General features: G+C 45.4%; 25 protein-coding genes, 6 tRNA genes and 1 riboswitch. Of the genes, 22 read left to right on the top strand and 9 right to left on the bottom strand.

Annotated features, from left to right (window positions below):
• The first annotated feature begins 160 nt into the window (after positions 1-160).
• From KSP24_RS09115 to KSP24_RS09090, 6 genes are all read left to right on the top strand, one after another.
• Positions 161-793, top strand: a complete 633-nt coding sequence (locus KSP24_RS09115) for a LysE family translocator (RefSeq protein ID WP_040101871.1) — start codon at positions 161-163, stop codon at positions 791-793.
• Between the two features lie 110 nt (positions 794-903).
• Positions 904-2181: an outer membrane lipoprotein-sorting protein gene (locus KSP24_RS09110; RefSeq protein ID WP_040101870.1), complete on the top strand. Its 1278-nt coding sequence runs from the start codon at positions 904-906 to the stop codon at positions 2179-2181.
• Positions 2182-2449: 268 nt separating this feature from the next.
• The gene (gene alr / locus KSP24_RS09105; RefSeq protein WP_013369924.1) at positions 2450-3646 is read left to right on the top strand and encodes an alanine racemase; all 1197 of its coding nucleotides are present in this window, start codon (positions 2450-2452) and stop codon (positions 3644-3646) included.
• Between the two features lie 293 nt (positions 3647-3939).
• Positions 3940-4221 carry a CopG family ribbon-helix-helix protein gene (locus tag KSP24_RS09100; protein ID WP_007429334.1) on the top strand — a complete coding sequence of 94 codons (282 nt, stop codon included), beginning with the start codon at positions 3940-3942 and terminating at the stop codon, positions 4219-4221.
• A 6-nt stretch (positions 4222-4227) separates the two neighbouring features.
• Complete coding sequence (locus KSP24_RS09095; protein ID WP_007429335.1) at positions 4228-4578, top strand: type II toxin-antitoxin system PemK/MazF family toxin; 351 nt, start codon at positions 4228-4230, stop codon at positions 4576-4578.
• Between the two features lie 178 nt (positions 4579-4756).
• The gene (locus KSP24_RS09090) at positions 4757-6979 is read left to right on the top strand and encodes a Tex family protein (protein ID WP_216974954.1); all 2223 of its coding nucleotides are present in this window, start codon (positions 4757-4759) and stop codon (positions 6977-6979) included.
• Positions 6980-7083: 104 nt separating this feature from the next.
• Here the strand turns inward: KSP24_RS09090 and cmpA are convergent, their stop codons facing one another.
• Entirely contained in the window at positions 7084-7218 is a 135-nt protein-coding gene (gene cmpA, locus KSP24_RS09085; protein WP_013369928.1) for a cortex morphogenetic protein CmpA, read from the bottom strand.
• Between the two features lie 143 nt (positions 7219-7361).
• Between cmpA and KSP24_RS09080 the strand changes: the two genes are divergently transcribed.
• From KSP24_RS09080 to KSP24_RS09070, 3 genes are all read left to right on the top strand, one after another.
• Positions 7362-7874 carry a SprT family protein gene (locus KSP24_RS09080; protein WP_216974953.1) on the top strand — a complete coding sequence of 171 codons (513 nt, stop codon included), beginning with the start codon at positions 7362-7364 and terminating at the stop codon, positions 7872-7874.
• A gap of 44 nt (positions 7875-7918) precedes the next feature.
• Positions 7919-7994, top strand: a tRNA-Asn gene (locus tag KSP24_RS09075).
• Between the two features lies 1 nt (position 7995).
• A tRNA-Ser gene (locus KSP24_RS09070) sits at positions 7996-8084 on the top strand.
• A 122-nt stretch (positions 8085-8206) separates the two neighbouring features.
• Here the strand turns inward: KSP24_RS09070 and KSP24_RS09065 are convergent.
• The gene (locus tag KSP24_RS09065; protein WP_040101869.1) at positions 8207-9082 is read right to left on the bottom strand and encodes a Cof-type HAD-IIB family hydrolase; all 876 of its coding nucleotides are present in this window, start codon (positions 9080-9082) and stop codon (positions 8207-8209) included.
• Positions 9083-9156: 74 nt separating this feature from the next.
• Positions 9157-9918: a DeoR/GlpR family DNA-binding transcription regulator gene (locus KSP24_RS09060; protein ID WP_216974952.1), complete on the bottom strand. Its 762-nt coding sequence runs from the start codon at positions 9916-9918 to the stop codon at positions 9157-9159.
• 246 nt (positions 9919-10164) lie between these two features.
• Between KSP24_RS09060 and KSP24_RS09055 the strand changes: the two genes are divergently transcribed.
• The 6 genes from KSP24_RS09055 to KSP24_RS09030 all read left to right on the top strand — a co-directional run bounded on the left by KSP24_RS09055 (position 10165) and on the right by KSP24_RS09030 (position 12154).
• Positions 10165-10236, top strand: a tRNA-Glu gene (locus tag KSP24_RS09055).
• A gap of 86 nt (positions 10237-10322) precedes the next feature.
• Positions 10323-10398: transfer RNA gene (locus tag KSP24_RS09050), tRNA-Lys, on the top strand.
• A 15-nt stretch (positions 10399-10413) separates the two neighbouring features.
• Positions 10414-10496, top strand: a tRNA-Leu gene (locus KSP24_RS09045).
• A gap of 165 nt (positions 10497-10661) precedes the next feature.
• Positions 10662-11117 carry a MarR family winged helix-turn-helix transcriptional regulator gene (locus KSP24_RS09040; protein WP_014599548.1) on the top strand — a complete coding sequence of 152 codons (456 nt, stop codon included), beginning with the start codon at positions 10662-10664 and terminating at the stop codon, positions 11115-11117.
• 190 nt (positions 11118-11307) lie between these two features.
• On the top strand, positions 11308-11682 hold the full coding sequence (locus tag KSP24_RS09035) for a helix-turn-helix domain-containing protein (protein WP_013369933.1): 375 nt from the start codon (positions 11308-11310) through the stop codon (positions 11680-11682).
• An 88-nt stretch (positions 11683-11770) separates the two neighbouring features.
• Positions 11771-12154, top strand: a complete 384-nt coding sequence (locus KSP24_RS09030; protein WP_013369934.1) for a helix-turn-helix domain-containing protein — start codon at positions 11771-11773, stop codon at positions 12152-12154.
• Between the two features lie 117 nt (positions 12155-12271).
• Here KSP24_RS09030 and KSP24_RS09025 read toward each other — a convergent pair whose 3' ends face one another.
• On the bottom strand, positions 12272-12493 hold the full coding sequence (locus tag KSP24_RS09025; RefSeq protein ID WP_013369935.1) for a Rha family transcriptional regulator: 222 nt from the start codon (positions 12491-12493) through the stop codon (positions 12272-12274).
• Positions 12494-12784: 291 nt separating this feature from the next.
• Positions 12785-13522 (bottom strand): urease accessory protein UreF, encoded by a 738-nt coding sequence (locus KSP24_RS09020; RefSeq protein WP_013369936.1) that lies wholly within the window; start codon positions 13520-13522, stop codon positions 12785-12787.
• Between the two features lie 262 nt (positions 13523-13784).
• Between KSP24_RS09020 and KSP24_RS09015 the strand changes: the two genes are divergently transcribed.
• Positions 13785-13867 (top strand) — tRNA-Leu (locus KSP24_RS09015).
• A 148-nt stretch (positions 13868-14015) separates the two neighbouring features.
• On the opposite strand, the gene KSP24_RS09010 is transcribed toward KSP24_RS09015, so the two are convergent.
• Entirely contained in the window at positions 14016-14501 is a 486-nt protein-coding gene (locus KSP24_RS09010; RefSeq protein WP_081317828.1) for a glutathione peroxidase, read from the bottom strand.
• A gap of 464 nt (positions 14502-14965) precedes the next feature.
• Positions 14966-15139, top strand: a riboswitch (cyclic di-AMP (ydaO/yuaA leader).
• Positions 15140-15252: 113 nt separating this feature from the next.
• Between KSP24_RS09010 and KSP24_RS09005 the strand changes: the two genes are divergently transcribed.
• From KSP24_RS09005 to kdpC, 5 genes are all read left to right on the top strand, one after another.
• Positions 15253-15648 carry a hypothetical protein gene (locus KSP24_RS09005; RefSeq protein WP_025679877.1) on the top strand — a complete coding sequence of 132 codons (396 nt, stop codon included), beginning with the start codon at positions 15253-15255 and terminating at the stop codon, positions 15646-15648.
• Between the two features lie 183 nt (positions 15649-15831).
• Positions 15832-15909 (top strand): K(+)-transporting ATPase subunit F, encoded by a 78-nt coding sequence (kdpF, locus tag KSP24_RS25615; protein ID WP_080567893.1) that lies wholly within the window; start codon positions 15832-15834, stop codon positions 15907-15909.
• Between the two features lie 145 nt (positions 15910-16054).
• On the top strand, positions 16055-17731 hold the full coding sequence (kdpA, locus tag KSP24_RS08995) for a potassium-transporting ATPase subunit KdpA (RefSeq protein ID WP_216974951.1): 1677 nt from the start codon (positions 16055-16057) through the stop codon (positions 17729-17731).
• A 54-nt stretch (positions 17732-17785) separates the two neighbouring features.
• Complete coding sequence (kdpB, locus tag KSP24_RS08990) at positions 17786-19816, top strand: potassium-transporting ATPase subunit KdpB (protein ID WP_129548893.1); 2031 nt, start codon at positions 17786-17788, stop codon at positions 19814-19816.
• 19 nt (positions 19817-19835) lie between these two features.
• Positions 19836-20564 carry a potassium-transporting ATPase subunit KdpC gene (kdpC, locus tag KSP24_RS08985; RefSeq protein WP_216974950.1) on the top strand — a complete coding sequence of 243 codons (729 nt, stop codon included), beginning with the start codon at positions 19836-19838 and terminating at the stop codon, positions 20562-20564.
• Between the two features lie 131 nt (positions 20565-20695).
• On the opposite strand, the gene KSP24_RS08980 is transcribed toward kdpC, so the two are convergent.
• The 3 genes from KSP24_RS08980 to KSP24_RS08970 all read right to left on the bottom strand — a co-directional run bounded on the left by KSP24_RS08980 (position 20696) and on the right by KSP24_RS08970 (position 24182).
• On the bottom strand, positions 20696-21904 hold the full coding sequence (locus KSP24_RS08980; RefSeq protein ID WP_216974949.1) for an MFS transporter: 1209 nt from the start codon (positions 21902-21904) through the stop codon (positions 20696-20698).
• A 12-nt stretch (positions 21905-21916) separates the two neighbouring features.
• Positions 21917-22459, bottom strand: a complete 543-nt coding sequence (locus tag KSP24_RS08975; RefSeq protein ID WP_013369943.1) for a PadR family transcriptional regulator — start codon at positions 22457-22459, stop codon at positions 21917-21919.
• A 403-nt stretch (positions 22460-22862) separates the two neighbouring features.
• Entirely contained in the window at positions 22863-24182 is a 1320-nt protein-coding gene (locus KSP24_RS08970) for an Nramp family divalent metal transporter (RefSeq protein ID WP_013369945.1), read from the bottom strand.
• A gap of 455 nt (positions 24183-24637) precedes the next feature.
• Here KSP24_RS08970 and KSP24_RS08965 point away from each other — a divergent pair, with 455 nt between their 5' ends.
• The gene (locus KSP24_RS08965; RefSeq protein WP_040101864.1) at positions 24638-25057 is read left to right on the top strand and encodes an organic hydroperoxide resistance protein; all 420 of its coding nucleotides are present in this window, start codon (positions 24638-24640) and stop codon (positions 25055-25057) included.
• The last annotated feature ends 67 nt before the right edge of the window (positions 25058-25124 follow it).

The raw sequence follows: 25124 nt of genomic DNA, 5'->3' as shown, positions 1-25124 counted from the left end.
GCTCAACCCTCAATACTCAATGGACAAACTTGGTCAATGCATCCGATTTTGTACAAAATAAGTCTCATGTGTTACTAGCATTTTATTCTTCAAATTTTATTGATTTGTCATTTTTTATGGTATAGAATATCATTTTTATACATTTGAAAGGGGTTTTGAAATGGCATTGTTTATTACATATGTTTTACTAGGTTTCTCAATAGCACTACCTGTAGGTACCATCACGGTTGAAATGACGAAGCAAGGGCTAAAGAATGGATTCATGCATGGATGGATTGTTGGGCTTGGGGGGATGACCATCGATTTGTTATTAATCATTGGTTTATATTTTGGTCTGGCCTCTGTTCTGTCCTTACCTGTTGTACAGGTGATCATGTGGCTGGTTGGAGCCATATTTTTGTGCTACGTAGGGTACGACAGCATTAAAAATGCGGATCATGATATTGCGCTAGAAGGAGAGAAAAAGACAAAGTCATTATTTTCTTCCTATAAAAATGGGCTGCTTGTAGCTGTTTCACCAGGGAATTTAGTGTTCTGGGTAAGTGTTTTTGGGACTGTGCTGGCAAGTTCGTTTGATCGTTCTAATACAAGTCAATTTTTGATTGTTGGCTTAGGTATTTTGTTTGGTATTCTTGTCCATGATTTAGGCTTAATGACCCTCGTAGCAACAACACGAAAAGCCATGAACCGAACTGCCATCAAGTGGGTTACGATCTGTGCCGGCGTAGTTTTGATTGTTTTTTCGGTTTATTTCCTATATGAATTTATGGTTAGTCTCCAAAAGATTTTGTAGCATTACACAAGAATACGCTCAAGCTTGTCATGCCAGTCTGCATAAATCGAACAAGTCCTTCATAGACATGTACTAATTCATTTAAAACATGTGCTGAAGGGGTTGATGACATGCGCCGGATTTCATGGATGCTTGCCATGGTCATGTGTGTAACGTTGCTGCTGGCCGGGTGCGGCAAGAAGAGCGCAGACGATGTGGTTAAAGATTTGAGTGACGTGGTGAGCGACCTGAACAGCTACCACGGTACAGCTTTGATGACGCTGCATACCGGCGACACGCCGCAGGAATACAAGGTCGATATTTCCTACCGCAAGCCGTCCTATTACCGCATTGCCATGACGAACGAGAAAAAGGATGTTACACAAATTGTGCTTCGTAATGATGAGGGTGTATTTGTACTGACCCCCAGCCTGAACAAGAGTTTCCGTTTCAAAAGTGACTGGCCAAACAATCAGGGTCAGGTATATTTATATGAAACGCTGGTTCGCAGCATTATCGGTGATGCCTCCCGTCAGCTGGCTACCGACGATAAATCCTATGTGTTTGATGTGGCTGCGAACTACAACAGCCATGCGCTGGTAAGGCAAAAGATTTGGCTATCCAAAAACAACTATGCCCCTACCCAGGTACAGGTATCTGATGCGAATGCCAAGGTGGTTGTCGATCTGAAATTCGATCAATTCGCTTTTGATACGAAGTTTGACAAAGATTCCTTTGATATGGAGCGGAATATGGCTTCCGGAAAAACGAGTGCTGGTAGCGAGGGATCGCCATCTTCAGGGGCAGTCGATTCCAGCGGTCTGCCCGATTCTTCCGGTACGTTAGAAGGGACGACTGGCGTGACATCCAGTGGATCTGGACAAGGGCAGGGAACCGTAGGAAACGATGTTCAGCAACCGGCTGGTGAAGCGAAGAGCGACGGAGCTGTCACAGGCGATACGTCCAAGCCGGAAGCAGCAGCTAACGCAGAGGCGCAGCAACAAACACCGAGCACAGCGGATGGTGCAACCGGAACCTCAGCAGGAACGGATGCCGCAGAAGCTGTATTGGGTGAGTTCGGCTTGATTGAACCTTCCTACACGCCAGCCGGAGTACAGATTAAGGATACGCCGGAGCTGGAGGATAACGGTACACATGCAGTGATGCTACGGTATAGCGGAACGTATAACTATACCATTGTGGAGGCGCGTCCAAAAGATCGGGCGGTCGCACTTTCCGCAGGCGAACTGGTTGATATTGGAGGAAGCTTTGCTGTGCTGACAGGAAGCGAACAGCAGACGATGACCTGGATGAATGATGGAATAGAGTTCAGAATCACCAGTGCTGACCTGCCTGTGAGCGAAATGATACAAATTGCCGCTTCTATACAGGATCAATCGGGTAAATAAAATTTTATAGACGGATGCAGACGGTCTAGAGTGTAAAATGCTCTGCTGCCGCCCGTATCCGTCTTTTTATTCATTCGCAGTCTAAGATGTGCATCGCTTGTATATCCTGTTCTATTGTAGATATGGTAGAGGAGGCTGGTAAAGCTCCCCTGCCATTGACAGCCACGTCTCTGAACATTACCATTAACCTTTGGAAGCAAGGAATTTGCTACATTCGAATGGTAAAAGGTTATGTTAGAGGCTAACAATTGAAGAAGGTGACTGGATTTTGCAAGCACAATACAGATCGACCCGGGCCGAAATCAACCTGGATCACCTTGGCGCCAACTATGAAGCCTTTCGCAAGGTATTGCCTGCGGATAAGCTGATACTGGTCTGTGTCAAGGCTAATGCCTACGGGCACGGTGCCGTAGAAATTTCAAAGGAAATGGAACGCCTTGGTGCGGATTATTTGAGCGTCGCTTTTCTGGATGAGGCTCTTGAGCTTCGTCATGCGGGGATTGAACTGCCGATCCTTGTACTCGGCTATACCTCGCCTGAAGCTGTCCAAACAGCTTGGGAGCATGATATCTCATTGACTGTGTTTAGTGAGGAAGTGCTGGAAGGTATCCGCAGATTGGACCGCCAAGGAAGCGAACGCAAGCTGAAGGTGCACATCAAAATAGACAGCGGCATGGGAAGACTCGGTTTGCTGCCTGGAGAAGCGGCTTTGGCTTTTGTCCGGCAGGCTCACGAATTAGAGCAGGTGCTGCTGGAAGGCATGTACACCCATTTTGCCCGCGCGGATGAAGAAGATAAAAGCTATACACTGCTACAATATGATCGGTTTCGGGGCGTGGCGGATGCGCTAAGGGAACAAGGTATTACTATTCCCATTATACATACGGGCAACAGCGCGGCCACCATTGATACCCCTTCCCTTTCCCCCAATATGGTGCGGATTGGCATCAGTATATACGGTTTGTATCCGTCTGATGAGGTTAACCGGCAAGTCATTGAACTGTTGCCTGTATTGTCATTAAAGACGGCGGTGGTTTATACCAAGACGCTTCCTCCTGGATGGGGAGTTAGTTATGGTACCCGGTATGTGACCTCTAGTGAAGAGCGGATCGGCACACTGCCAATCGGTTATGCGGATGGATATTCTCGCATGCTAAGTGGGAAGGTTGAAGTGTTGATACGCGGTCGTCGCGTCCCTGTACTCGGTACGATCTGCATGGACCAGTGTATGGTATCCTTACAATCTTTCGCAGAGGATGCGGAAGAAATCCAAACCGGCGAAGAGGTTGTTCTCATCGGCCAGCAGTCCGGCGAAATCATTGCGGCGGATGAGCTGGCATCCAAGCTTGGTACGATCCACTATGAGGTGATCTGCATGATCGCAGACAGGGTACCGCGTGTTTACATGCGAGATCATGTTCCTGTCGTTCGGGTGAACTCGCTTCTTCCAACCCACTGGAATTAATTTCATAACGCAAATTACCGGATAAAAGCAGGAGTTTTCGTAGAACGTCCCGAAATATGTACAAAGGAAAGAAAAGAGCGCTATAACTGTCAAAAGACGCATTAGGCTCCGCTGACACTTGTATTTCGGGGATCAAACGCCTGTACGAAAACGAACTGCGTAGTTTATAATGGAATGCAGCATAGATGATATACGAATATCATATACATTCTCTTATATTCCGTTTGAATAAATTACCGGGAATAACGTTATAATGGTACAATGGCGACAAGGTTTTGGGGGTGGAAGAGAAGTTGGCCAATTTGCAGAACACCAAAAGAATAATGATCAGTTTGCCAGATCATCTCTTGCAGGAAGTGGACGGGATCGTAGCTATGGAAAATTCCAACCGCAGTGAATTTATCAGGCAGGCAATGAAGCTTTATGTAGGTGAACGTAAAAAACGTTACATTCGTGAAGCTATGCAGCGTGGATACATGGAAATGGCTAAAATTAACCTGACCATGGCATCCGAAGCCTTTCACGCGGAGGAAGATGCAAACAGCACCTTGGGCCGTACAGTTAGCGGGGTGTAATCCATATTGATCGTAAAGCGCGGCGACGTTTTTTTTGCAGACCTTTCACCCGTAGTCGGTTCCGAGCAAGGTGGCGTCAGACCTGTGCTGATCATTCAAAATGATATCGGCAACCGGTTTAGCCCTACCGTGATCGTAGCAGCCATCACTGCACAGATTCAGAAGGCAAAGCTGCCTACACACGTGGAAATCGACGCGGCGACGCATGGCTTTGATCGTGATTCTGTTGTTCTTCTGGAGCAAATCCGGACAATCGACAAGCAAAGGCTTACCGACAAAATCACCCATTTGGATGAAGAAACCATGCGCAAAGTGAGCGACTCGCTACAGATCAGTCTCGGTTTGATTGATTTTTAGTATGATGGAACGACGAGTGAAACGGGAAAGGACAGCGCTCTAGCGCTGTCCTTTTGCATGTCCGAAGAACAATACAGGTAGGGCTTGCTTTTACGTCACCTGCTGGCGCTTTGAATCATTTTTTGTGATAATAAAAGATATGATGTATGACAAGAGCTGTGAGGAAGAAGGGATAGGTTTGTCTAACGAGGAAATGAAGACGGAAATTGGGCAGGAGCCGAACGAAGCAGAACGCCAAGAACGGATTGTCAAACAAGTGGCGAGAGAGCTGTCGCTGGCACTCAAGCAAATCCGGACAACGATCAGTTTATTGGATGAAGGAAATACCATTCCTTTTATCGCGCGTTATCGTAAGGAAATGACAGGAGAGCTGGATGAAAATCAGCTGCGTGAAATTGAAGATCGTGTGCTGTATTTACGTAATCTGGAGGATCGTAAGGTAGAGGTCATCCGCATTATTGATGAACAGGGCAAGCTGACTGAAGAGCTGCAGGCTGCTATCACTTCTGCGGTTAAGCTTCAGGAAGTGGAGGATCTGTACCGTCCATATCGGCAAAAGCGCAAGACTCGCGCCAGTGTGGCAAAGGAACGGGGGTTGGAGCCGCTGTCCATCTGGATTTGGGGTCAGCCGAAGCAGGGTGATGCTTTGAAAGAAGCTGAATCCTATGTGAATGCTGAGCTGGGAGTCGAAACCCCTGAGTCTGCCATCCAAGGAGCCATGGATATTTTGGCCGAAAATATAGCTGATGATGCGGCTATTCGCCAATGGGTGCGCCGATATACACTGGATCATGGAATGTTGACCTCTGAAGCAAAGGACACCGAGCAAGAGTCTGTGTATGAAAATTACTACAGCTATCGTGAGCTGGCTAAGAAAATGCCACCTCACCGTATTCTGGCGATTAATCGCGGGGAGCGGGAAGGCATTCTTAAGGTTGGTTTGGAGGTAGCGCCAGATTCCATTTACAATTATGTGGCAGGTCAAGTGATTAAAGGATCGTCTGTGGTGGAAGACCTGCTGCGCAGTGTCATTGAGGATGCATACAAAAGGCTTATCGCGCCATCTATCGAACGTGAAGTGCGTGCTGAAATGACAGAGAAGGGCGAGCAGCAGGCCATCTCTATCTTTGCAGGCAATTTGCGCAGCCTGTTGCTACAGGCTCCGATTAAGGGGCGTCGTGTGCTTGGAGTCGATCCAGCCTATCGGACAGGCTGTAAGCTGGCTGTTGTCGATGACACAGGCAAGCTGCTGGAAGTGGCTGTGACGTATCCGACACCGCCAAACAACAAGAAACGTGAGGCTGCAGAAACGTTCAAGCAGCTGATTGCCAAATACGATATCGAGTTGATTGTCATTGGTAACGGAACTGCATCACGTGAGACAGAGCAATTCGTAGCCGAAGTTATCGCGGATATTGGTGACAGCAGCCTCGCGTATCTGATCGTCAATGAGGCAGGTGCGAGCGTATACTCTGCCTCCAAGCTGGCACAGGAAGAATTCCCTGATTTGGACGTAGCTGAGCGAAGTGCGGCGTCTATTGCGCGTCGTGTGCAGGACCCGCTGGCTGAGCTTGTCAAAATTGAGCCGAAAGCCATTGGTGTAGGCCAATACCAGCATGATGTGTCGCAGAAACATCTGGATGAAAGTTTGAAGGACGTTGTAGAATCGGCTGTTAACCACGTTGGTGTGGATGTGAACACAGCTTCCTCGGCGCTGCTGTCCTACGTAGCAGGGATCAACGCGACCATTGCTAAAAACATCGTTAAGTACCGTGAGGAAAACGGGAAATTCAGCAACCGTCGTCAGTTGCAGAAGGTGCCGCGTCTTGGTGCAAAAACCTACGAGCAATCCATTGGTTTTATCCGTATACCAGGTGGCGAAAATCCACTGGATCGCACGCCGATCCACCCTGAATCGTATGCTGTCGTAGACCGCCTGCTGGCGGAACTGGGCATCAGTGCCCATGATCTGGGTTCGAAAGCTGCGACAGAAGCGCTGAATGTGTCTAATATTGAGCAGTTGGCAGCGAAGCTGGAAGTTGGTGTGCCAACATTGCGGGATATTTTGGACAGCCTCCAGCGGCCGGGGCGTGACCCGCGTGACGAGCTGCCATTGCCTGTATTCCGCAAGGACGTGTTGAAGATCGAGGATCTGGCACCGGGTATGGAACTTCAAGGAACTGTCCGCAATGTCATTGATTTTGGTGCGTTTGTTGATATCGGTATTAAAAGTGACGGTCTGGTTCATATTTCACAGCTGCGCAGTGGTTTTGTTAAGCATCCGATGGATGTTGTATCTGTTGGTGATAACGTAACGGTGTGGGTGTTGAATGTTGATTTGAAAAAAGGCAGGGTAGGTCTGACCATGAAACCTCCCGCAGATGCGCAGTCACAGGCATAGTGCTATAAATAAAGCTATATGACATTTTGTGAGGGTATAAAAAAAGCCGGAATCTCCGAATCATATCGGAGACTCCGGTTTTCCATTTCTGGATGTTTCTGATTCTATCCGTTGTTGGCATCAAATTCTATACCAGGTGCTTTATGATAAAAAAACCAACAATCATTCAACAGTCTAATTTGGCGTCGGTCCTTCTTGTAAAAGGCCCGCATGAGCTGGTTACTAAGCCATTGAGGCAAGCCGATCTCCTCCTCTGCGTTACATCTGTATGTTTAGCATATGGGGTGGATACCTAAAGTGTGCTTAATGAACCAGGGTTAGACTTCGGCCGTTATTTTATAATATGCTTGTCAGTATGGAGCAAAGGAGGGAAACCATAAAGATGGAGTCCGAGTCTCTGAGCAATTCAATGAACCCTTCCATGAGTAATAAAGAACTTCAAGAATGGGTAGAGCGCATCTCGCTGGAGAGCTTTGACGTGCCGTTTCAGCATCAAGCCACCTTTAACTCGCGCCTGTCTTCTACAGGCGGTCGATATTTTATGAAAAGTCATCATATTGAAATTAATCCACATCAACTCGCCGCTTATGGACGCTCTGAAGTGGAAAAAATAATAAAGCATGAGCTGTGCCATTATCATCTACATCTGCGCGGAATGGGCTATCAGCATCGTGATGCTGATTTCAAAGCATGGCTGGCCCGTGTAGGAGGGAGCAGGCATTGTCAGACTCTGCCGGGAAGAGTGGGAAGAAAACCTCAGCCTTATCGTTACAAGCTGGTGTGTGTTTCCTGTCAACAGGAGTATATGCGCAAGCGTAAAATGAACCCACAGCGATATCGCTGTGGAAAATGTGGAGGTAAACTTCGCTTGTTGACACTTGACGTAACCCCCTGATTCATGGTAAATTAACCATACTGTATGATAATTTACAGTAATGTTCCCTGATAGCTCAGTTGGTAGAGCACTCGACTGTTAATCGAGTTGTCACAGGTTCGAGTCCTGTTCGGGGAGCCATGGAGAGATACCCAAGTGGCTATAAGGGGACCCTCTGCTAAGGGGTTAGACTGCGTAAGCGGTGCGAGGGTTCGAATCCCTCTCTCTCCGTTGGTATTTTAAGTAGAATAAGGACGCTCGTATGCATGGTAACAATGCATGCGAGCGTCCTTTTCGTTTAGATCTGCTTTTGTATAGATCTGCTTTTTAAGTAACGTAGCAGCCAATCCCTTCTATTTCACAGTGTCAGCCTTGATGGTTTTGAGTAAGTTCAACAGAGCATGAGCAACGCCGTCTTCCACATTGGTCAGGGTAACGTCGGAGCAGACTGCCTTTATATCGTCTTTTGCATTGCCCATGGCGATACCTCTCCCAGCCATCGTCAGCATGGAAATATCGTTATAGCTGTCTCCGATCGCTACCGCTTCCTGCATGGGGATGCTCAGATGATTCGCGAGATAGCGCAATGCATTACCCTTAGACGCATCCTTATGCTCGACTTCAAAGTTACGATCTGAGGAAATGACCATGTTCAGACCTTGAAAATCTCGGTAACGTTCACGCCCCCATTCCAATTTGGCTTGATCAAAGGAGAAACAGAGCACATTATATATCTCTACATCCAGTGGAATCTGCTCATATGAAGCGATGCGGGTATGCCCGGTCTGTTCATATTGCTTTTCAGCTGCATGTAATAAAGTATCCAGTGAAATATCTGGGTTGGCGCTCAGCAAGCGGTCCATTTCAACAGCAAGTAGCTGATGTCCCTTTTGTGGAGAATAAATGGCCCGGTCTGTCATGACCTCATAGTAGAAGTCGTTACCCTCGAGCCAGCTCAGCACTTCAAATGTTTCGCTCCGGCCCATAGGAGTAGAGGTTAACTGGCGACGATGCGCATCGTGTACAGTGGCGCCGTTTGCTCCAATGACGGGAGTAACCAGCTCTGCTTCCTCTAACTTTGTCCAGGCGTCATAAGCGGCTCTGCCAGTGGCAATCGTCACTTGAACACCTTGCTGCTGTGCCTTGCGGATTGCCTCTGCGTTGGCTTTGCTTATTTTTCCTTCCTCGTTCAGTAGCGTTCCATCCATATCAATCGCAAACAGTTTCATTTCTCTCCAGCTCCTGTCTTTTGATCTCTCTGTTATACAAATATTGCGTCTAGTTAGAGCAATTGGCTTCAAATTTATGAGGGGACAACAACTTCGATATCATGGTGTTGCAAAATTTCCAGCATCGCTGATTCTGGCAAGCGATCGGTGATCACGATATTAACCTCAGACAAATCAGCAAAACGATATGGGAAATTGATTCCGAATTTCGAATGGTCCGCAAGGATGATCACCTGATCCGCCTGTTTCATCATCTGATGCTTCAGCATACCGTCTTCTTCATGAATCAGGCTTAGTCCGTGAGCTGATATACCTCCAATCCCGATAAAAGCTTTGTCTACAAAATAGTGAGACAAAGTGGCGATTACGGACGAGCCGTATACATATCGGTGTTCTTTTTGCAGGCGGCCTCCCAACAGATGAATGGAGATACCGTCTTTTCCAGATAGTACGTCAGCCTGATTAATTGAATTGGTGATAACCGAACATTCCTGCACATTCAGTCTTTCTGCACACGCCTGTACGGTGGTCGAGGAATCTAATATAATACGATCCCTATTTCGTACCATGCTGGCAGCCAGTTGTCCGATCACTTGTTTTTCCTCTGATACAGTAAGTAGTCTTTCGTTATAATTTCCAATTGGATCGTGATGCAGTTTAGGGAGTAGGGCGCCGCCGCGGGTGCGAATAATTTTTTGATGCTCTTCAAGTTTTACCAGGTCTCGACGGGCCGTATCCCGTGAAACATTAAAAATTTCACAAATATCATCCACCGAAATACGCTTGTGAAGCTGTAAGTAATCAACGATTTTTAACATTCGTTCTTCCTGATACATAGAAAGCTCCTCTGATATATAATCATTTCGGTATCTCGTAAGTGATTATAAGTAAATGTAAGTGATATTGCAATCATTTATCATGATTTTTCAGGGGTTAGATGATTATAGATAAGTTAATGTAAGTGAACATGCATTTTTTAATTATATAAAATAGCTTTTTTAAAATTTTTAAAAATAAGTATTGCCATTTACTATTCTATTTGATATACTCTTTCTTGTCGCCAAGTTGGTGTACATTAATAGGGCCCGTTGGTCAAGGGGTTAAGACACCTCCCTTTCACGGAGGTAACAGGGGTTCGAATCCCCTACGGGTCATTGTTGTCTTTATAGACTACATGTTGCATGCTTAAGGGGAATTCCTGAGGTCTGGTCTAATGGCGGACAGCTTGGATGAATAGCATGAGCCATTAGCTCAGTTGGTAGAGCACCTGACTTTTAATCAGGGTGTCGAAGGTTCGAGTCCTTCATGGCTCACCATTTATATTTTGTTATGCGGTCGTGGTGGAATGGCAGACACGCTATCTTGAGGGGGTAGTGAGCGTACGCTCGTGGAGGTTCGAGTCCTCTCGACCGCATCAATGGAATAAACGGAAAAGTCTCTCGCGTTAGAGGCTTTTTTTATTTGTGCATTGATGCAATTAAACAATGATTATGATGAAATAATGATTCCATAGTATAATATGACGCCATAATGTTATAGAATAATAAATATATAAACTTATGAAGTGACGGTGAAAAATATGGACACTCAACTGTTAGGAAATATATCAGAAAATATTTTGGGCTTGTTTCCGATTGTGAAGAAGAAATTTTTCACCTACGGTCCGCTTGATTTTCCGTTGCATTTGTCGCCTAATAACTTTCAGGTGCTCATGCTTCTGCGTGAAGTGCGTTCGTCTACAGTATCCGATTTGTCCAAACAACTTAATGTCTCACGCCCAAATATGACTCCTCTTCTGGATAAGCTGGTGGAGCATGGATTGGCTGACCGCCAATCGTGTGACTCGGATCGTAGAGTCGTGAACGTAGCCATTACAGAAGAAGGCGACGCTTTTTGTGAACAGGTATTTCATACCTTCTCTAATAAAATTCAAGAGAGACTGGTGTATCTGCCGGAAGAAGAATTATTGCACTTGAGTGAAACGTTGAACGAATTGAAGCAGATTTTACTTAAAATCGACAACTCTGCTACGTGATTGATTGGCGTAAGCGAACTGACTTAAAGACCGCCCTTTCTTCGGAAAACAGGCGGTTTTTGTTGCATATTGTGGTATAATGAAAACCAACATACATAATTCGGTAATTTTAGCATACGTGATCTTTGAAATGGGAACAGGGTACATGATATCGTTATTTGGAGAGCCTGCTAGGGAGGAAGGAACTTCTATGCAATCTATTTACCAACGCATTGAGGAGCTCATTAAGGAACGAGGTATGACGAAAAAGGCGTTTTGCCAGCAGTTGGGCATTAGTACAGGAAACTTTGGAGATTGGAAAAGAGGAAAAACGACACCGGGCACGAATAAACTCATTGAAATCGCTTCGTTTTTTAATGCTAGTCTGGATTGGATTATGCTGGGTCGAGATGTGCAGAGTAAAGTACTAAAGGAGTCGCAGGACCCTTATTTTTTTGGAGCTTCAGGGCAACTGAATTGCCAAGGGGAATCGCTAAGTGAGGCGGAAAGAGATTTTATACTTGAGTATATTGAATTTACCCGCTTTCGTAAAGAGAAAAACCAGCATAATTCAACTACTGATTAATGTTTGCTGTGAGGTTTGATAAGGATATTCTAATGTGTGCAATTGAAAAATAATTAGAAAAAAGCTACAGTGTCGGAGGGGAAACGTTTTGGGAGATCAAACTATTTATCAGCGGATTGAAGCTTTAATTAAGGATCGGGGAATGACCAAGAAGGCATTTTGTGAAAAGCTTAAAATCAGCTCAGGGAATCTCGGTGATTGGAGAAGAGGAAAAACAACGCCAGGTACCGCCCATTTGATTCAGATTTCGGACTTTTTTAATGTATCGCTCGACTGGTTGATGAAAGGGATTAAGCCGGGGGAAGGCGTGCTTCAGGAGCAGAAGGCTGCTTATTTTTTTGGGGTGATGGGGCCATTGAATTGCCAGGCTGAAGATCTTGAGACAGAAGAACAGAACTTTATTTTAGAATATGTTGAATTTGCGAAATACCGTAAGCAAAAAAGGGAGAAGGACAAAGCGAAACTTGAATAATCTATGGCTAAACGCCTGGGTGGATAACCCGTAAAACGGACTAAGGGGTTCGGTTTACGGGTTTATTTGATTTCCTGATAATATGGCGGCGCGTCGGATGCTGGATGCTTGTTGGGTTTAGTGTGGTGTCGCCTCCTTATAATCGTTATCGTCGATATTCAGAATTGCAGCAACTTGTTTTCTGTACCTTTGTGCTTTACGGGTGCCGTGAATCAGATTGGACAAGCGTGAAGGCGGGATATTGTGTGTCTCGCAAAATGTTTTCTGATCCAGTCGAAGCTCGACAAGCCTTTGTTTGATGGCCCACCCGAAGGAGGTGACAGGCATTTTGTTGTTCAAGAGAAATCGCCCCTTACGGATTCTTGCAGAATAATTGGTGTGATATAATAATCATCAGTAAACATGTTAGAATTAACCATCTAAAACTATGATACACTTTTATACGTGTTTATACAATCTTAAATGCGTTATTTTATTAAAATAATTACTTAATTAAGTGCAAAAAGTGAAAATAATCCGACTATAGTCTGTGAGTGGTATGAATTTGGATACATGAATTAAAAATACTCTGCCGCTTGAGAAAAGGGCAGAGTATTTTTATTGTGACTGCTAGACTGGTAAAACGACGCATCAGAGGGAGGCTGGAAGGCGTTTGAATAGGATGGAGGAGGAAAAGGGCCTGGATGCATTCAATTGGCTACTATGGCTCATATAGGGTGGCTGAGTGATGTAGGAACTGGTCTGATGGCTATGGAAAAGGTGAGGCTGAAATAAGCTTGGCGTAGGTTCGTTAAATTTCTTCCAGGTGGTGAGCAACTCGCTGGTCATGTGATCGATAAGAGGATTCTTTTCCTCGTAAGGAGGATTGAGCAGTCTGAAGGCATCTTCGATACAGAAGGATACCGCTGTGGCAAAATAGCCGTGAATGGTCTGTTCTATATCGGTTCCGAGAAGGAAGTTAATCCAAGTGTGGACAGTAGCGAGTGTGCCAATTGCATTGTATTGAGTGAGTGTGTCTTCCAGTTGGTCAAATGCAAGCCAAGGATAAAGAGCCTTGGTGAGCTTGAGCAGACGCTGGCCAGAAAGTCGCGATTTTTTCACATACTGCGAGGAAGGATGTTGGGTGTACAGCATTTTATCAATAAGGGCGATCCGCCAACCGTCATTCTGCTGGATGGCTGCATACAGACTTTTGATGGCCATGCCGTCAAGGGTTGTAATTTGAGGATACCAATCGTCTCGCATAAAATGTTTCAGATCCTGTAGACTGTTCAAGTTTCCGTTACGGAAACGTTCATCCAGTCCGTAGAAACGGGTAAAACCACCAATGGGTAGGGAAGGGTCCAACAACAATGCGTAGTTTAGCAATCGGTTACCTTTATGCAGGATGGTTCGCCTCCTTGAGGTGAATATTTGTGTCAGTTTATTTGACTCTAATCTTATTTATATAATAATAGTTCAATTATTTATGTAATATATATTTACACTTTGAGCTCTTTCATGTCAAATTAAATAATTTTATCGCTTATATATGTTATATAAAGTTACATTAAAAAAATTATAATATTATTGTTTACAAATTGTTGCTGAGAGAGTATAATAAATCTGTTGCCTCAATACATTATGACATGCGGTCGTGGTGGAATGGCAGACACGCTATCTTGAGGGGGTAGTGGGCGTACGCCCGTGGAGGTTCGAGTCCTCTCGACCGCATTATGTGCAATACCCAGTTGAAAAAGCATCCTGACACGTTTTACGTGAAGGGGTGCTTTTTTCGTTAAATATTTTTCGTTATATCATTCTGTTACAGAAGCGGTCATATGGACAGCGGACCGCTCGTTAACTGTAATGAAGAAAGATGTCAGTTTTTCCGCAAAAGCTTCTCAATATCTCCTATAAGCTTATCTGGAGTGGTTTGCGGCGCATAACGCTTAAATACGTTACCTTCTCGTGTAATTAAGAATTTAGTAAAATTCCATTTGATCGCTTTGGAGCCTAATACTCCTGGAGCGGTGTGGGTCAGGTAGTGAAATAGAGGATGTGCCTGATCACCGTTGACATCTGTCTTGGCGAACATGGGGAAGGTCACACCGTAATTGATTTGGCAAAACTCGGAGATCTCCTCGCTGGAGCCCGGCTCTTGTTTGGCGAACTGGTTGCTGGGAAATCCCAAAATTTCGAGCCCCTGTTCATGATACTGGTCATATAGCTCTTGTAGCGCCTTGTACTGGGGGGTTAACCCACATTTGCTGGCAGTATTCACGATAAGTAGAACTTTCCCTTCGTATGTGGATAACGGAATTTGTACCCCTTGTAGGGTCTGTGCATCATATTTATATACGGTCAAGATATCCCTCCTCATTCAATATTCTGCAATTAAATTGTAAGCAACTCAACAAGGGGTTGCAAGTCCGGAAGAGTATACGGGCATTGGACCATTGTAAAATCGTCTTTTGTTCAAAACGGTAAATCGCACCTCAAATGGAGCTAATTGAGGTGTTTCTTCTCATAAAAACGGGTTCAATCGGTAATTATCTGGCACGTATAGCGTATTTTCTTTCCTTTTTGCAAATAAGGAGTAACTAAGCCATACACTACGCCAATATTGACATGCCTTTCATTTTCAAAAAGGGGTGAAATACAGAGTTTTAAAGAGATACGAGAAGCATAGCTGCCTTGTAAGCGTTATTCTTAATCTCCTATGCTCTAAAGGGTGGTTTATAGCCCCGCCGTTGAGCTTTACAGTCTTCCTTGCACGGGTGTATGATTCAAGACGTAATTTCAAATTAACACCAATGAAGCAACAACGAATTGTCTAAAGCGCTGAATTTTGCAGTTGCAAAAGCGGGGGAACCAACGAGTATGTACGGTTTTGCAAGCCGTGTGTGTCTCATGGGGTGAATTTTCCGGCCAAGTGCCGTAAATAGGGCGACTCTCACGTCCGAATCCGACAGCTAACCTCGTAAGCGTACAGGGAGAGGCAACAAACCGCCGTGTGCAACCATGGTTTATTTTATCATGGAATGTATGAAGCCGGAGGAAGCCTTTTTCCTTCGGCTTCTTTTTGTTGTCTTTTTATACCGGGAGAGGAGCTACTGATGGAAGGTCGGTTAATTATTGTCACTGCACCGAATGAAGCGGGCAGAAGTTTTGTGAAATTGCTTATGTTCAAAAAATTGGCGTTTGCAGTTCTCACAAATAGCACTCAGGAGGAACGACAGCTCAAAAAAATGGGTGTGGAGCACATTGTGCGCATCAATACCATGCAAGCGGGAAAATGGAATTTTCCTAGTAAAGAAATTGGGAGTGTGTATTTGTTCGAAAACAGCTTGAATTTGACTTGCCGTTTCCTGCAAATATGTCGGCCACTAACATCAGAATCGATCTATGTTATTACGCACGGCTGTAATCCGCAAGGAATTTATCGGGGATTGGGAGCGGACCATGTGATCTACACATTGAACGGAGAGGTGGGTTTCCTGCTGAACGGATAAGCACTTATAACATAGCTGGTTTATGATTTTATGATGGAATCAAAAGGACAATCTGAGGAGCGATACGGAGGATAGGAACATGATGGATTTATACATGCTGCTCGTAATGGCTGTGAGTTATGGAGTGATATTACTGTTTATACGCTGGTGTGATGCGCAGACCTCAAAAGGAGGGCGAAGAGGATGATCGTTGTGCTAGGGCTCACGGTTATTGTGTTCGTGTATTTAATCTACGCACTCCTGAATCCTGAAAAGTTCTAGTCAACTATAGGATCGAGCAGGCGGGAACAGCAGATCAAGAATGAAGCATCAGAGGGGCAGATTTTCGCAAACGTGTGCACTCAATGGATGGTCTGAAGCAGGTCTGTTGTTCCAAATGCAGGAGCATTTTAAGGAGGAATAGAGGATGGAGCTACTGCAAATTGGAATTGTGATCGTCATATTGCTGCTCTTGGTAAAGCCGGTGGGCACCTATATGTATCACGTATTCTCGAATGAACCGAATCGGACGGATCGGATTTTTAGTGGAACGGAAAAGCTGATTTATAGGGTTGTAGGCTTGAAGAAACAGGACAGCATGCGTTGGACCACGTATGCTATGAGTTTCATTGCAACCAATGTGGTGCTTGTGGGGATCAGCTACCTGCTATTGCGCTTGCAGGCTATACTCCCAGGCAATCCGGTTGGAAACAGTAATATGGAAGCATCATTGGCCTTTAATACGGTAATCAGCTTTATGACCAATACGAATCTCCAACATTATAGCGGTGAGAGCGGGCTTACGTATCTGACACAGATGGCGTTCGTCACGATGATGATGTTTACTTCGGCTGCTTCGGGGTTTTCGGTTGCTGCGGCTTTTATGAGGGGATTGACGCGGCGCGGTGAAGGGCTGGGTAATTTTTTTCAAGATTTTATTAAAGCCAACATACGGATTTTCCTGCCGCTTGCCTTTATACTTACGCTGGTGCTGGTGGGACTAAAAGTACCACAGACGCTACAGCCTACAGCGGATATTACGACTTTAAGCGGTACACAGCAGCAGATTGCTATGGGACCTATTGCCTCATTGGAATCCATCAAGCATTTGGGCACGAACGGGGGCGGTTTTGCGGGAGCTAATTCTGCTCATCCTTTTGAGAATCCAAGTCCTTGGACGAACGTACTGGAAATTTTAGCAATGTGGGTAATGCCGGCTTCGCTGCCGTATACTTTTGGATTGTTTGCCCGTAATCGCAAGCAGGGCTGGATTATTTTTAGCTCGATGATGGTCTTGTTCCTTATTTTTCTATCCATAACGTATGTGTCGGAGAAGACAGGTAATCCGTTAATCCAGGCACTGGGTATGGATGCATCTCAGGGAAGCATGGAAGGGAAAGAGGTTCGTTTCGGCATTGGACAATCGGCATTATTCACTGCGGTCACAACGGCGGCGACGACAGGTTCGGTCAATAATATGCATGATACACTGACCCCGCTAGGTGGTATGGCTGCTTTGGGAGAAATGATGCTAAACGTCATTTTTGGCGGAAAGGGCGTCGGGCTGATGAATATGCTGATGTATGCGATTCTGGGGGTGTTTATATGCGGTTTGATGGTCGGAAGAACCCCGGAATTTATGGGTAGGAAAATTGAAGGCAAGGAAATGAAGCTGATTGCGATTGCCATTTTGGTACATCCGTTTCTTATTCTTGCTCCAACTGCGCTTGCGTTTATGAGTCATTGGGGATACGATGCGGTCTCTAACCCCGGATATCACGGGTTGACTCAGGTGCTTTATGAATATGCATCATCTGCGGCAAATAACGGTTCAGGATTTGAAGGCCTTTCAGATAACAACGTGTTCTGGAATGTTACAACAGGAGCAGTTATGTTTTTTGGACGATATGTATCCATGATTGCATTGCTGGCTGTGGCAGCTTCGTTGAATGCCAAAGACCCGACCCCGGTGACGATAGGCACACTGCGCACGGACAACAAGCTGTTTGGAGCCATCCTCATCGGAGTTGTTCTGTTGATTGGTGCGTTAACCTTTTTGCCGGTGATCGTATTGGGTCCTGTAGCTGAATTTTTGACCATGTGATGAAAAATGAGCATGAAGAAGAAAAATGAGAATGGATGAACGGGGTGCTTGATCATGAAGGAAGAACGCAAACGCATGCTGGATAGAAGCATCTTGAAGCAGGCGATCAAGGATAGCTTTATCAAATTAAATCCAATGATCATGATGAAAAATCCTGTCATGTTCGTCGTGGAGATCGGTACATTGGTCGTACTGCTCATGCTACTGCTTCCCGGTTATTTTGGAGCCGGCAAGGAAATGGGCTTTAACTTGGCTGTATTTATTATTCTGTTGTTCACGCTGCTTTTTGCTAACTTTGCCGAAGCGCTCGCGGAGGGACGGGGGAAGGCACAAGCTGCTTCCTTGAAAAAATCCAAGCAGGACTCGCAAGCTAATAAGCTTGTCGGAAATGAGATTCAAGTAGTCAGCTCGACAGCATTGCGTAAAGGTGACGTGGTAATCGTCTCTCAGGGCGAAATGATTCCAAGTGATGGTGAGGTCATTGAAGGCCTGGCTTCGGTGGATGAATCTGCGATTACGGGAGAATCAGCTCCGGTCATTAAGGAATCGGGCGGTGATTTTTGCTCGGTAACCGGTGGGACGCGGGTGGTCAGTGACCGTATTAAGGTGCGGATTACAACTGAGCCGGGTGAGACGTTTATTGATAAAATGATTTCGCTCGTGGAAGGTGCACAGCGGCAAAAAACGCCAAATGAAATTGCACTGAATACATTGCTGATTAGTTTGACGATTATTTTTCTAATTGTGGTGGTGACGCTAGCTCCGATAGCCCGTCATTTTAAGATTGATTTACCTGTTCCCGTGCTGATTTCGTTGCTAGTCTGTCTGATTCCGACCACGATTGGCGGGCTTTTGTCGGCTATTGGGATTGCCGGTATGGACCGGGTTACCCAGTTTAACGTGCTGGCCATGTCAGGCAAGGCGGTAGAAGCATCCGGGGACATCAACACGATGATTCTCGATAAAACGGGTACCATCACCTTCGGAAACCGGATGGCGAGTGAATTCGTGGTGGTAGATGGTGTAGAAAAGGCAGAGTTAGCGAAATGGGCGGCGATGAGTTCACTAAAGGATGAGACACCTGAGGGGCGCTCGGTGCTGGAATTGATGCGCAAGCAGGAGTACACGTTGGATGAATCCTTGGCAGCAGGTGGGACCTTTATCGAGTTCAAGGCAGAAACCCGGATGAGTGGTCTGGATCTCGCCGATGGACGAAGAGTACGCAAAGGCGCCGTGGACTCTGTCCGGCAGTGGATTGTATCGCAAAAAGGCAGTGTTCCGGCCGATCTGGAGGAAAAAGCAAATCAGGTAGCCGCAGAAGGAGGTACACCGTTAGCAGTGGCGCTGGATGATCGGATATACGGCATTATTTATTTGAAGGATACGGTGAAGCCGGGCATGAAGGAGCGCTTCGATCAGCTTCGGGAAATGGGCATCCGCACGATTATGTGTACCGGTGATAATCCGCTGACCGCTGCTACAATTGCACGTGAAGCAGGTGTGGACGATTTTGTAGCAGAAAGCAAGCCGGAGGACAAAATTGCGGTTATCCGCCGTGAGCAGGAGCAGGGCAAGCTGGTTGCCATGACTGGAGATGGTACCAATGATGCGCCTGCGCTGGCCCAGGCAGATGTCGGTCTTGCCATGAATAGCGGTACGGTCGCGGCCAAGGAAGCTGCTAATATGGTGGACCTGGATTCTGATCCGTCCAAAATTATTGAGGTGGTCGCCATCGGAAAGCAACTGCTTATGACACGTGGGGCATTAACAACGTTCAGTATTGCGAACGATGTTGCTAAATATTTTGCTATCATTCCGGCGATGTTCATGCTGGCTATTCCACAAATGAGTGCACTGAATGTCATGGGACTGGGTTCCCCGCTCTCGGCTATTTTATCGGCGCTTATTTTTAATGCAGTCATTATTCCACTTCTGATTCCGCTGGCAATGAAGGGCGTGAAGTATAAGCCAATGAGCTCGGATCGTTTGCTGGGACGGAATTTACTGATTTATGGCCTGGGCGGTATGGTGGTACCGTTTGTCGGCATTAAGGCCATTGATTTGCTGGTACATTTGTGGATTTAGCGCAGAAAGGGTGAGCGACATGAGTGGTTTTTATCGGATGTTGTCTGGACGCAGGTTTGCTGCACATGAGAAAGCCGGATCTGGCGGACAAGGTCATAACAAGCGTACAGGGACGGAGGCAGTGTTGGAAAACCAACCGGAGAGACAAGAGATGCGAGGAAGCGCGGTTATTGGAGTGGCTTTGCGAACTTCTGTGCTAATGATCCTATTGTGCGGATTGGCATATCCGCTAGTTAGTACAGGAGTGGCGCAAGTCCTGTTTCCGCAGCAAGCAAACGGCAGTATGCTTCGTGACACGGAGGGGCGGGTAATCGGCTCTGAGCTGATTGGGCAGTCCTTTACCAATCCGGCGTTTTTCCAAGGTCGGGTATCAAGTATCGATTACAATGGGGCTGGTTCAGGCTCAAGTAATTACGCACCCTCGAACCCGGCATTGGTGCAGCGGATCAAGGATTCTATTGCGGATTGGCAGAAGCATAACCCGGATGTACCCGTCAGTCAGGTTCCATTGGACCTGATTACGAACTCTGGCTCCGGTCTAGACCCGCACATCTCGCCACAGGCGGCACAGGCTCAAATTTCGCGTATTAGCGGCTTGACGAGGATTGGTCAGGACCAGCTGAAGGCGCTGGTGCAGGAGCAGACAGAAGACCGCAGCGCAGGGGTATTCGGCGAGCCGCGTGTGAACGTGCTCAAGCTGAATCTCGCGCTTGAAGCGCTAATGAAGGTTAAGCCAGTTAAGTCATAGATGGACGAAAAAGGTATCCCCTAGCGATAAGTTTGGAGGGATACCTTTTTCTATGGATTAGGGTGCTCTGGGATGGATAGCTGCAAAGGAAGTATTTTATTTCTTATAGGTGATATGAATTTGTTGTTTACTTATTTACTTAGTTTTATATTGTTTGATGAATTTTTGGCTTTCCTTAAGGCTGAAGCGAGTACCAACATGTATATTAATACAATAATACCAATGACTAAGTAAGATAATTTAATATTCATTAAATCGGTGAGAGTACTGCTCAAAATAGGGCCGATCATTAGACCAATCGAGTATGCCGTGTTATAGAGAGCAAAAGTAATTCCATAAGAATGAATTCCACTTCGTTGAGAAATATCAGCAAGTTGAGGTAAGCAGGGAGCAAGAACCATACCCATGCTAACTCCTAAAACAGCTAAAATAACAGCTTGAAGTGATAATATTGCTGGAAGTGCAGTTAGAGGAAGAGCAATGGATACCATAAGTAGACCGAGGAGAATTCCATTTTTATAGCCGATCTTGCTGGAGAATTGACCTATAAAGGGGGTTGCCAGGCCATAAGCAAGTGTGGGAATAGCAAATAACAGTCCGATAACTCCTGGATTAGCGTTAAAATTATGCTGTAGGTGTAACGGTAATGTTGGCTCAAGTACGCTTGGGACGGATGCACCGATAATTACAACCCCGATAACCAAAAGCAAATCTTTATTTTTCATGAACGAAAAAGGAGATAAGTACTTTTCATTTTTCTCTTCCGTAATATCGTGCAGGAGTACTAGTCGAAGTACAGCATCGACGACGGCCAATGCGATGGCAAGGTAAAAAGGGAACTGGTAACTTCCCCATTGATACAACCAACCGCCTATTGTCGGTCCGAGAAGGGTTCCAGCGGCTTGCCCAGACAACGCCAAGCCCATGGCTTTGCCGCGTTCTTCAGATGGGTATAGCTCAGCCAGCAGAGCGAGCCCTGCTGTCCAGGTCATGGCGGCTGCGACCCCTTGAAGAGCACGTGCCAGTACAAGCAGCCAGAAGGTGTGGGCTATGGCGAACATTAAAGTGGAAGCTATGAGTCCAATTAACCCCCATAACAGAGGAGTCTTTCTCCCAATTCGATCCGTTAACAGACCAAAAATAGGAGTAGCTATAAACAGTGCAATTGCATAACTGCTGAATAAAAATCCAATTTCGGTTTGAGTTGCTCCAAGAGAATCTGCGTATCTTGGCAAAATGGGGACGACTAATCCATAGATTAACATGTCAATGAACACAGCTAATCCGACAACCGTTAGAGCAGCTTTTTGTTTATAGTGCGCTCCTTTACTCATTTTCATCATTACATCCTCCTATAAATTTCTTCTGATTTCCTCTTTAATTTGCTTAATAAATTTTAATTGCAGCTCGCATTGATCATAAATATTTTTGAAAATTAACATGACGTTTACAGGGATATCCATAAGTTCAGCTTTTTGCTCCTGGCCTAGTTTCATTTCTTTATAAATTTTTTCAATGGCTTGATGCTGAAAACTTAAAGCTTCTTCTATTTCATGGAGGCCAGCCTCATCCATAAAAGTCAAAGCTGTGTACAGGGCTGTTGGAAACACAACAGAAGTTTCTTTAAATGATTCGATTAAAAGTCGACTAAACTCGCCTTTTCCAGTCTCCGTGATAGCATATATAGCTTTGGACCGATTCCCTGTCTGTTCTAATGTTTCTAAACGTACAATTCCTTCTGAATCCAGTTTTTTTAAGGCATGATATATGGAAGCTGGTTGCACATAAGCCCATTTATCCGTCTGTGCTGATTGCATTTTCTGTTGTATTTCATATCCTGACATTGCTCCATATTGCAGCAAGAGCCCAAGAACCATTACACGTGTTGTACTCATGATGATATCTCCTCCATAACTTTATTGCTAAATGTTTTATACTAAATATTTAGTAAAGGATTATAGTCGGATTATATCATTACAATCCAATGATGTATAGATTTACATTGGAAGGGAGTCGTAAATATACGAAAGAAACGATAGACCTTATGTTAGAAAAATATCCACACTTGCAAAGGGAAGGAGAACTTTTTCATCTCCATGTTGGCGAGAAGATTCAAAGATACGATGCTTATTTGGATAATTTAGTGAATTCTGGGATATCCGAATGTGGGAGCATTCGACAATTGGGGAGTATTCTATTTGTAATGGGTACGGGGATCATGATGAAAAAGAGGTATTCCAATGGCTATTTTGCCTCCTGGAATACCTCTTTTTTTACTGGTTACATCCAAACAGTCTATCAACCTGTAATTGTCTGAATAATAAGCACTACATTCAAGATAATGATGATAGCGGTCACGATCCAGGTTAGTACTTTTTGCCACATTTTATTCGCAAATTCACCCATAATCTTTTTGTCACTGGTAAAGAGCAGTAATGGAATGATGGCAAAAGGAAGCTGGATGGATAAAATAACCTGACTCAGCACAAGCAACTCTTCCGCACCTTTTTCACCAGCAATCGCAGTGACGATGACCGCTGGAATGATCGCGATAAGACGGGTCACCAGACGACGCAACCAAGGTGAGAGACGAAGATTCAAGAAGCCCTCCATCACGATTTGTCCGGCTAAAGTACCTGTCACGGTCGAGTTTTGACCTGAGGCGAGTAACGCCACTCCAAACAGTATGCTCGCAAGTGTGGTTCCCAGCAATGGCGAAAGCAGATAATAGGCATCACTAATCTCTGCTACATCTGTTCTTCCTGCTGTATGGAATACGGCAGCTGCTACGATCAAGATGGCTGCATTAATGAATAGAGCGAACATGAGCGCTATACTGGAATCCCAAGTTGCAAATGTAATAGCTTCCCGTTTACCTGCTGATGTCTGCTCATATTTGCGGGTTTGTACAATAGAAGAATGCAGATACAGGTTATGTGGCATTACGGTAGCTCCCATAATACCGATGGCAATATACAGCATGCTTGGATTCGTCAATATTTGTGAGTCCGGTACAAAGCCACCCAATACGCCGCCCCATTCTGGTTGTGCCAAAATGAGATTAATGCCAAAACAGCCGGCAATCGTGGCCATTAATACAATAACGAGGGTTTCCAATGCCCGGAAACCTTTATTTTGCAGCAGCAAAATGAGCATAACATCAAATGCGGTAATGATGACTCCGTATAGTAACGGGAGACCGAACAGTAGCTTCAGGGCAATGGCTGAACCGATGACCTCGGCCAAATCCATGGCTGCAATGGCAATTTCACATAAAAGCCATAAGCCGATCGCGACAGGGCGACTGTAAGCATCCCGGCACATTTGAGCCAAATCTTTACCTGTAGCAATACCGAGCTTGCCAGATAAGGCTTGCAGCAGAATGGCCATCAGGTTGGAGATTAGAATAACACTAAGTAGTGTGTAGCCGAATTTTGATCCGCCAGCGATGTCTGTAGCCCAGTTGCCAGGGTCCATATAGCCGACAGCAACCATATAGCCTGGTCCAGCAAAGGCAAGAAACTTCCGAAACCAGGTCCCATCCTTCGGGATGCTCAAAGAACGATTCACTTCTGATAGTGAAGCGATTTCCGCGAAGTTGCCCTTTGAATTTTTCATACGCTTCACCTTCTTTGTTCATATTGAAATATATTATTAGTGACATAGCGATTGCGTTATCCCTATTGTACACCCACAATAGTTTTTGTCTAGTGCAACTTTTGTGTGGTCAAGCAAAATCATCGTATTTTTGAAGCAATTGACCATCTTAATTAAGACTAAACAATGGAAAAAACCAAGCTATATTGCTCTCAAGGGGCAGCTTGGTTGTTTTGGATTTTCTAAATGCAGGCGGCCCATCAAGTTAGGGGTTAGGGGCTTATAACATATAGTGTAAACACAAAAGAGGTGGAACTAAACGGTAAATAATACGGTAAATAAACGGGTTATCATCCCTTTTTAAATGATTCATTTTGCGTGGCTCGTTTAAAGTACATACGAGAAGGAAATCATGTATTAACATGACGAGGATTCCTGCGGAATGTCAATAAGATGGAAGAAGGAGAGATGAAATCATGGAAGCGTTATACACAGCATCAGCAACGGTACAAGGTGGAAGAGACGGTTCAGTGACTTCTTCAGACGGGGTATTGAAGCATAAGCTGAGCACACCAAAGGAACTGGGTGGCGCAGGTGGAGACGCTACGAATCCGGAGCAACTGTTTGCGGCAGGCTATGGCGCATGCTATGAAAGTGCGTTGGCAAATGTGGCCCGTAAAGCCAAGGTAAAGGTGGACAATGTAGAGGTCACCAGCCACGTATCGATTGGCAAGGACCCAAGCGACGGGGGTTTCCAGTTAGCTGTGCGTCTGGATGTAAAAATACCGGGGATTGAGCGTTCCCAGGCTGAAGACTTGGCACGCCAAGCACATGATTTTTGTCCGTACTCCAAAGCCACTCGCGGTAACATTGATGTTGAACTCAACGTCATTTGACCGCATTTTTAAAAATTTCACACACGGCCGCCGATTGATCGGCGGCTTTTGCACCTAAATCTTGATT

The sequence above is a fragment of the Paenibacillus sp. AK121 genome, assembly GCF_019042715.1.
Taxonomy (GTDB): Bacteria; Bacillota; Bacilli; order Paenibacillales; family Paenibacillaceae; genus Paenibacillus; species Paenibacillus polymyxa_C.
This window is presented reverse-complemented; position numbering and strand designations above follow the sequence as displayed.

What these genes read in the sequence shown, in the direction of transcription:
- KSP24_RS09115 (WP_040101871.1), top strand. Translation starts at nt 161, where the DNA reads ATGGCATTGTTTATTACATATGTTTTACTAGGTTTCTCAATAGCACTA.
- KSP24_RS09110 (WP_040101870.1), top strand. Translation starts at nt 904, where the DNA reads ATGCGCCGGATTTCATGGATGCTTGCCATGGTCATGTGTGTAACGTTG.
- KSP24_RS09080 (WP_216974953.1), top strand. Translation starts at nt 7,362, where the DNA reads ATGGAGTCCGAGTCTCTGAGCAATTCAATGAACCCTTCCATGAGTAAT.
- KSP24_RS09065 (WP_040101869.1), bottom strand. Translation starts at nt 9,082, where the DNA reads ATGAAACTGTTTGCGATTGATATGGATGGAACGCTACTGAACGAGGAA.
- KSP24_RS09060 (WP_216974952.1), bottom strand. Translation starts at nt 9,918, where the DNA reads ATGTATCAGGAAGAACGAATGTTAAAAATCGTTGATTACTTACAGCTT.
- KSP24_RS09040 (WP_014599548.1), top strand. Translation starts at nt 10,662, where the DNA reads ATGGACACTCAACTGTTAGGAAATATATCAGAAAATATTTTGGGCTTG.
- KSP24_RS09035 (WP_013369933.1), top strand. Translation starts at nt 11,308, where the DNA reads ATGCAATCTATTTACCAACGCATTGAGGAGCTCATTAAGGAACGAGGT.
- KSP24_RS09005 (WP_025679877.1), top strand. Translation starts at nt 15,253, where the DNA reads ATGGAAGGTCGGTTAATTATTGTCACTGCACCGAATGAAGCGGGCAGA.
- kdpF (WP_080567893.1), top strand. Translation starts at nt 15,832, where the DNA reads ATGATCGTTGTGCTAGGGCTCACGGTTATTGTGTTCGTGTATTTAATC.
- kdpA (WP_216974951.1), top strand. Translation starts at nt 16,055, where the DNA reads ATGGAGCTACTGCAAATTGGAATTGTGATCGTCATATTGCTGCTCTTG.
- kdpB (WP_129548893.1), top strand. Translation starts at nt 17,786, where the DNA reads ATGAAGGAAGAACGCAAACGCATGCTGGATAGAAGCATCTTGAAGCAG.
- kdpC (WP_216974950.1), top strand. Translation starts at nt 19,836, where the DNA reads ATGAGTGGTTTTTATCGGATGTTGTCTGGACGCAGGTTTGCTGCACAT.
- KSP24_RS08980 (WP_216974949.1), bottom strand. Translation starts at nt 21,904, where the DNA reads ATGAAAATGAGTAAAGGAGCGCACTATAAACAAAAAGCTGCTCTAACG.
- KSP24_RS08975 (WP_013369943.1), bottom strand. Translation starts at nt 22,459, where the DNA reads ATGAGTACAACACGTGTAATGGTTCTTGGGCTCTTGCTGCAATATGGA.
- KSP24_RS08970 (WP_013369945.1), bottom strand. Translation starts at nt 24,182, where the DNA reads ATGAAAAATTCAAAGGGCAACTTCGCGGAAATCGCTTCACTATCAGAA.
- KSP24_RS08965 (WP_040101864.1), top strand. Translation starts at nt 24,638, where the DNA reads ATGGAAGCGTTATACACAGCATCAGCAACGGTACAAGGTGGAAGAGAC.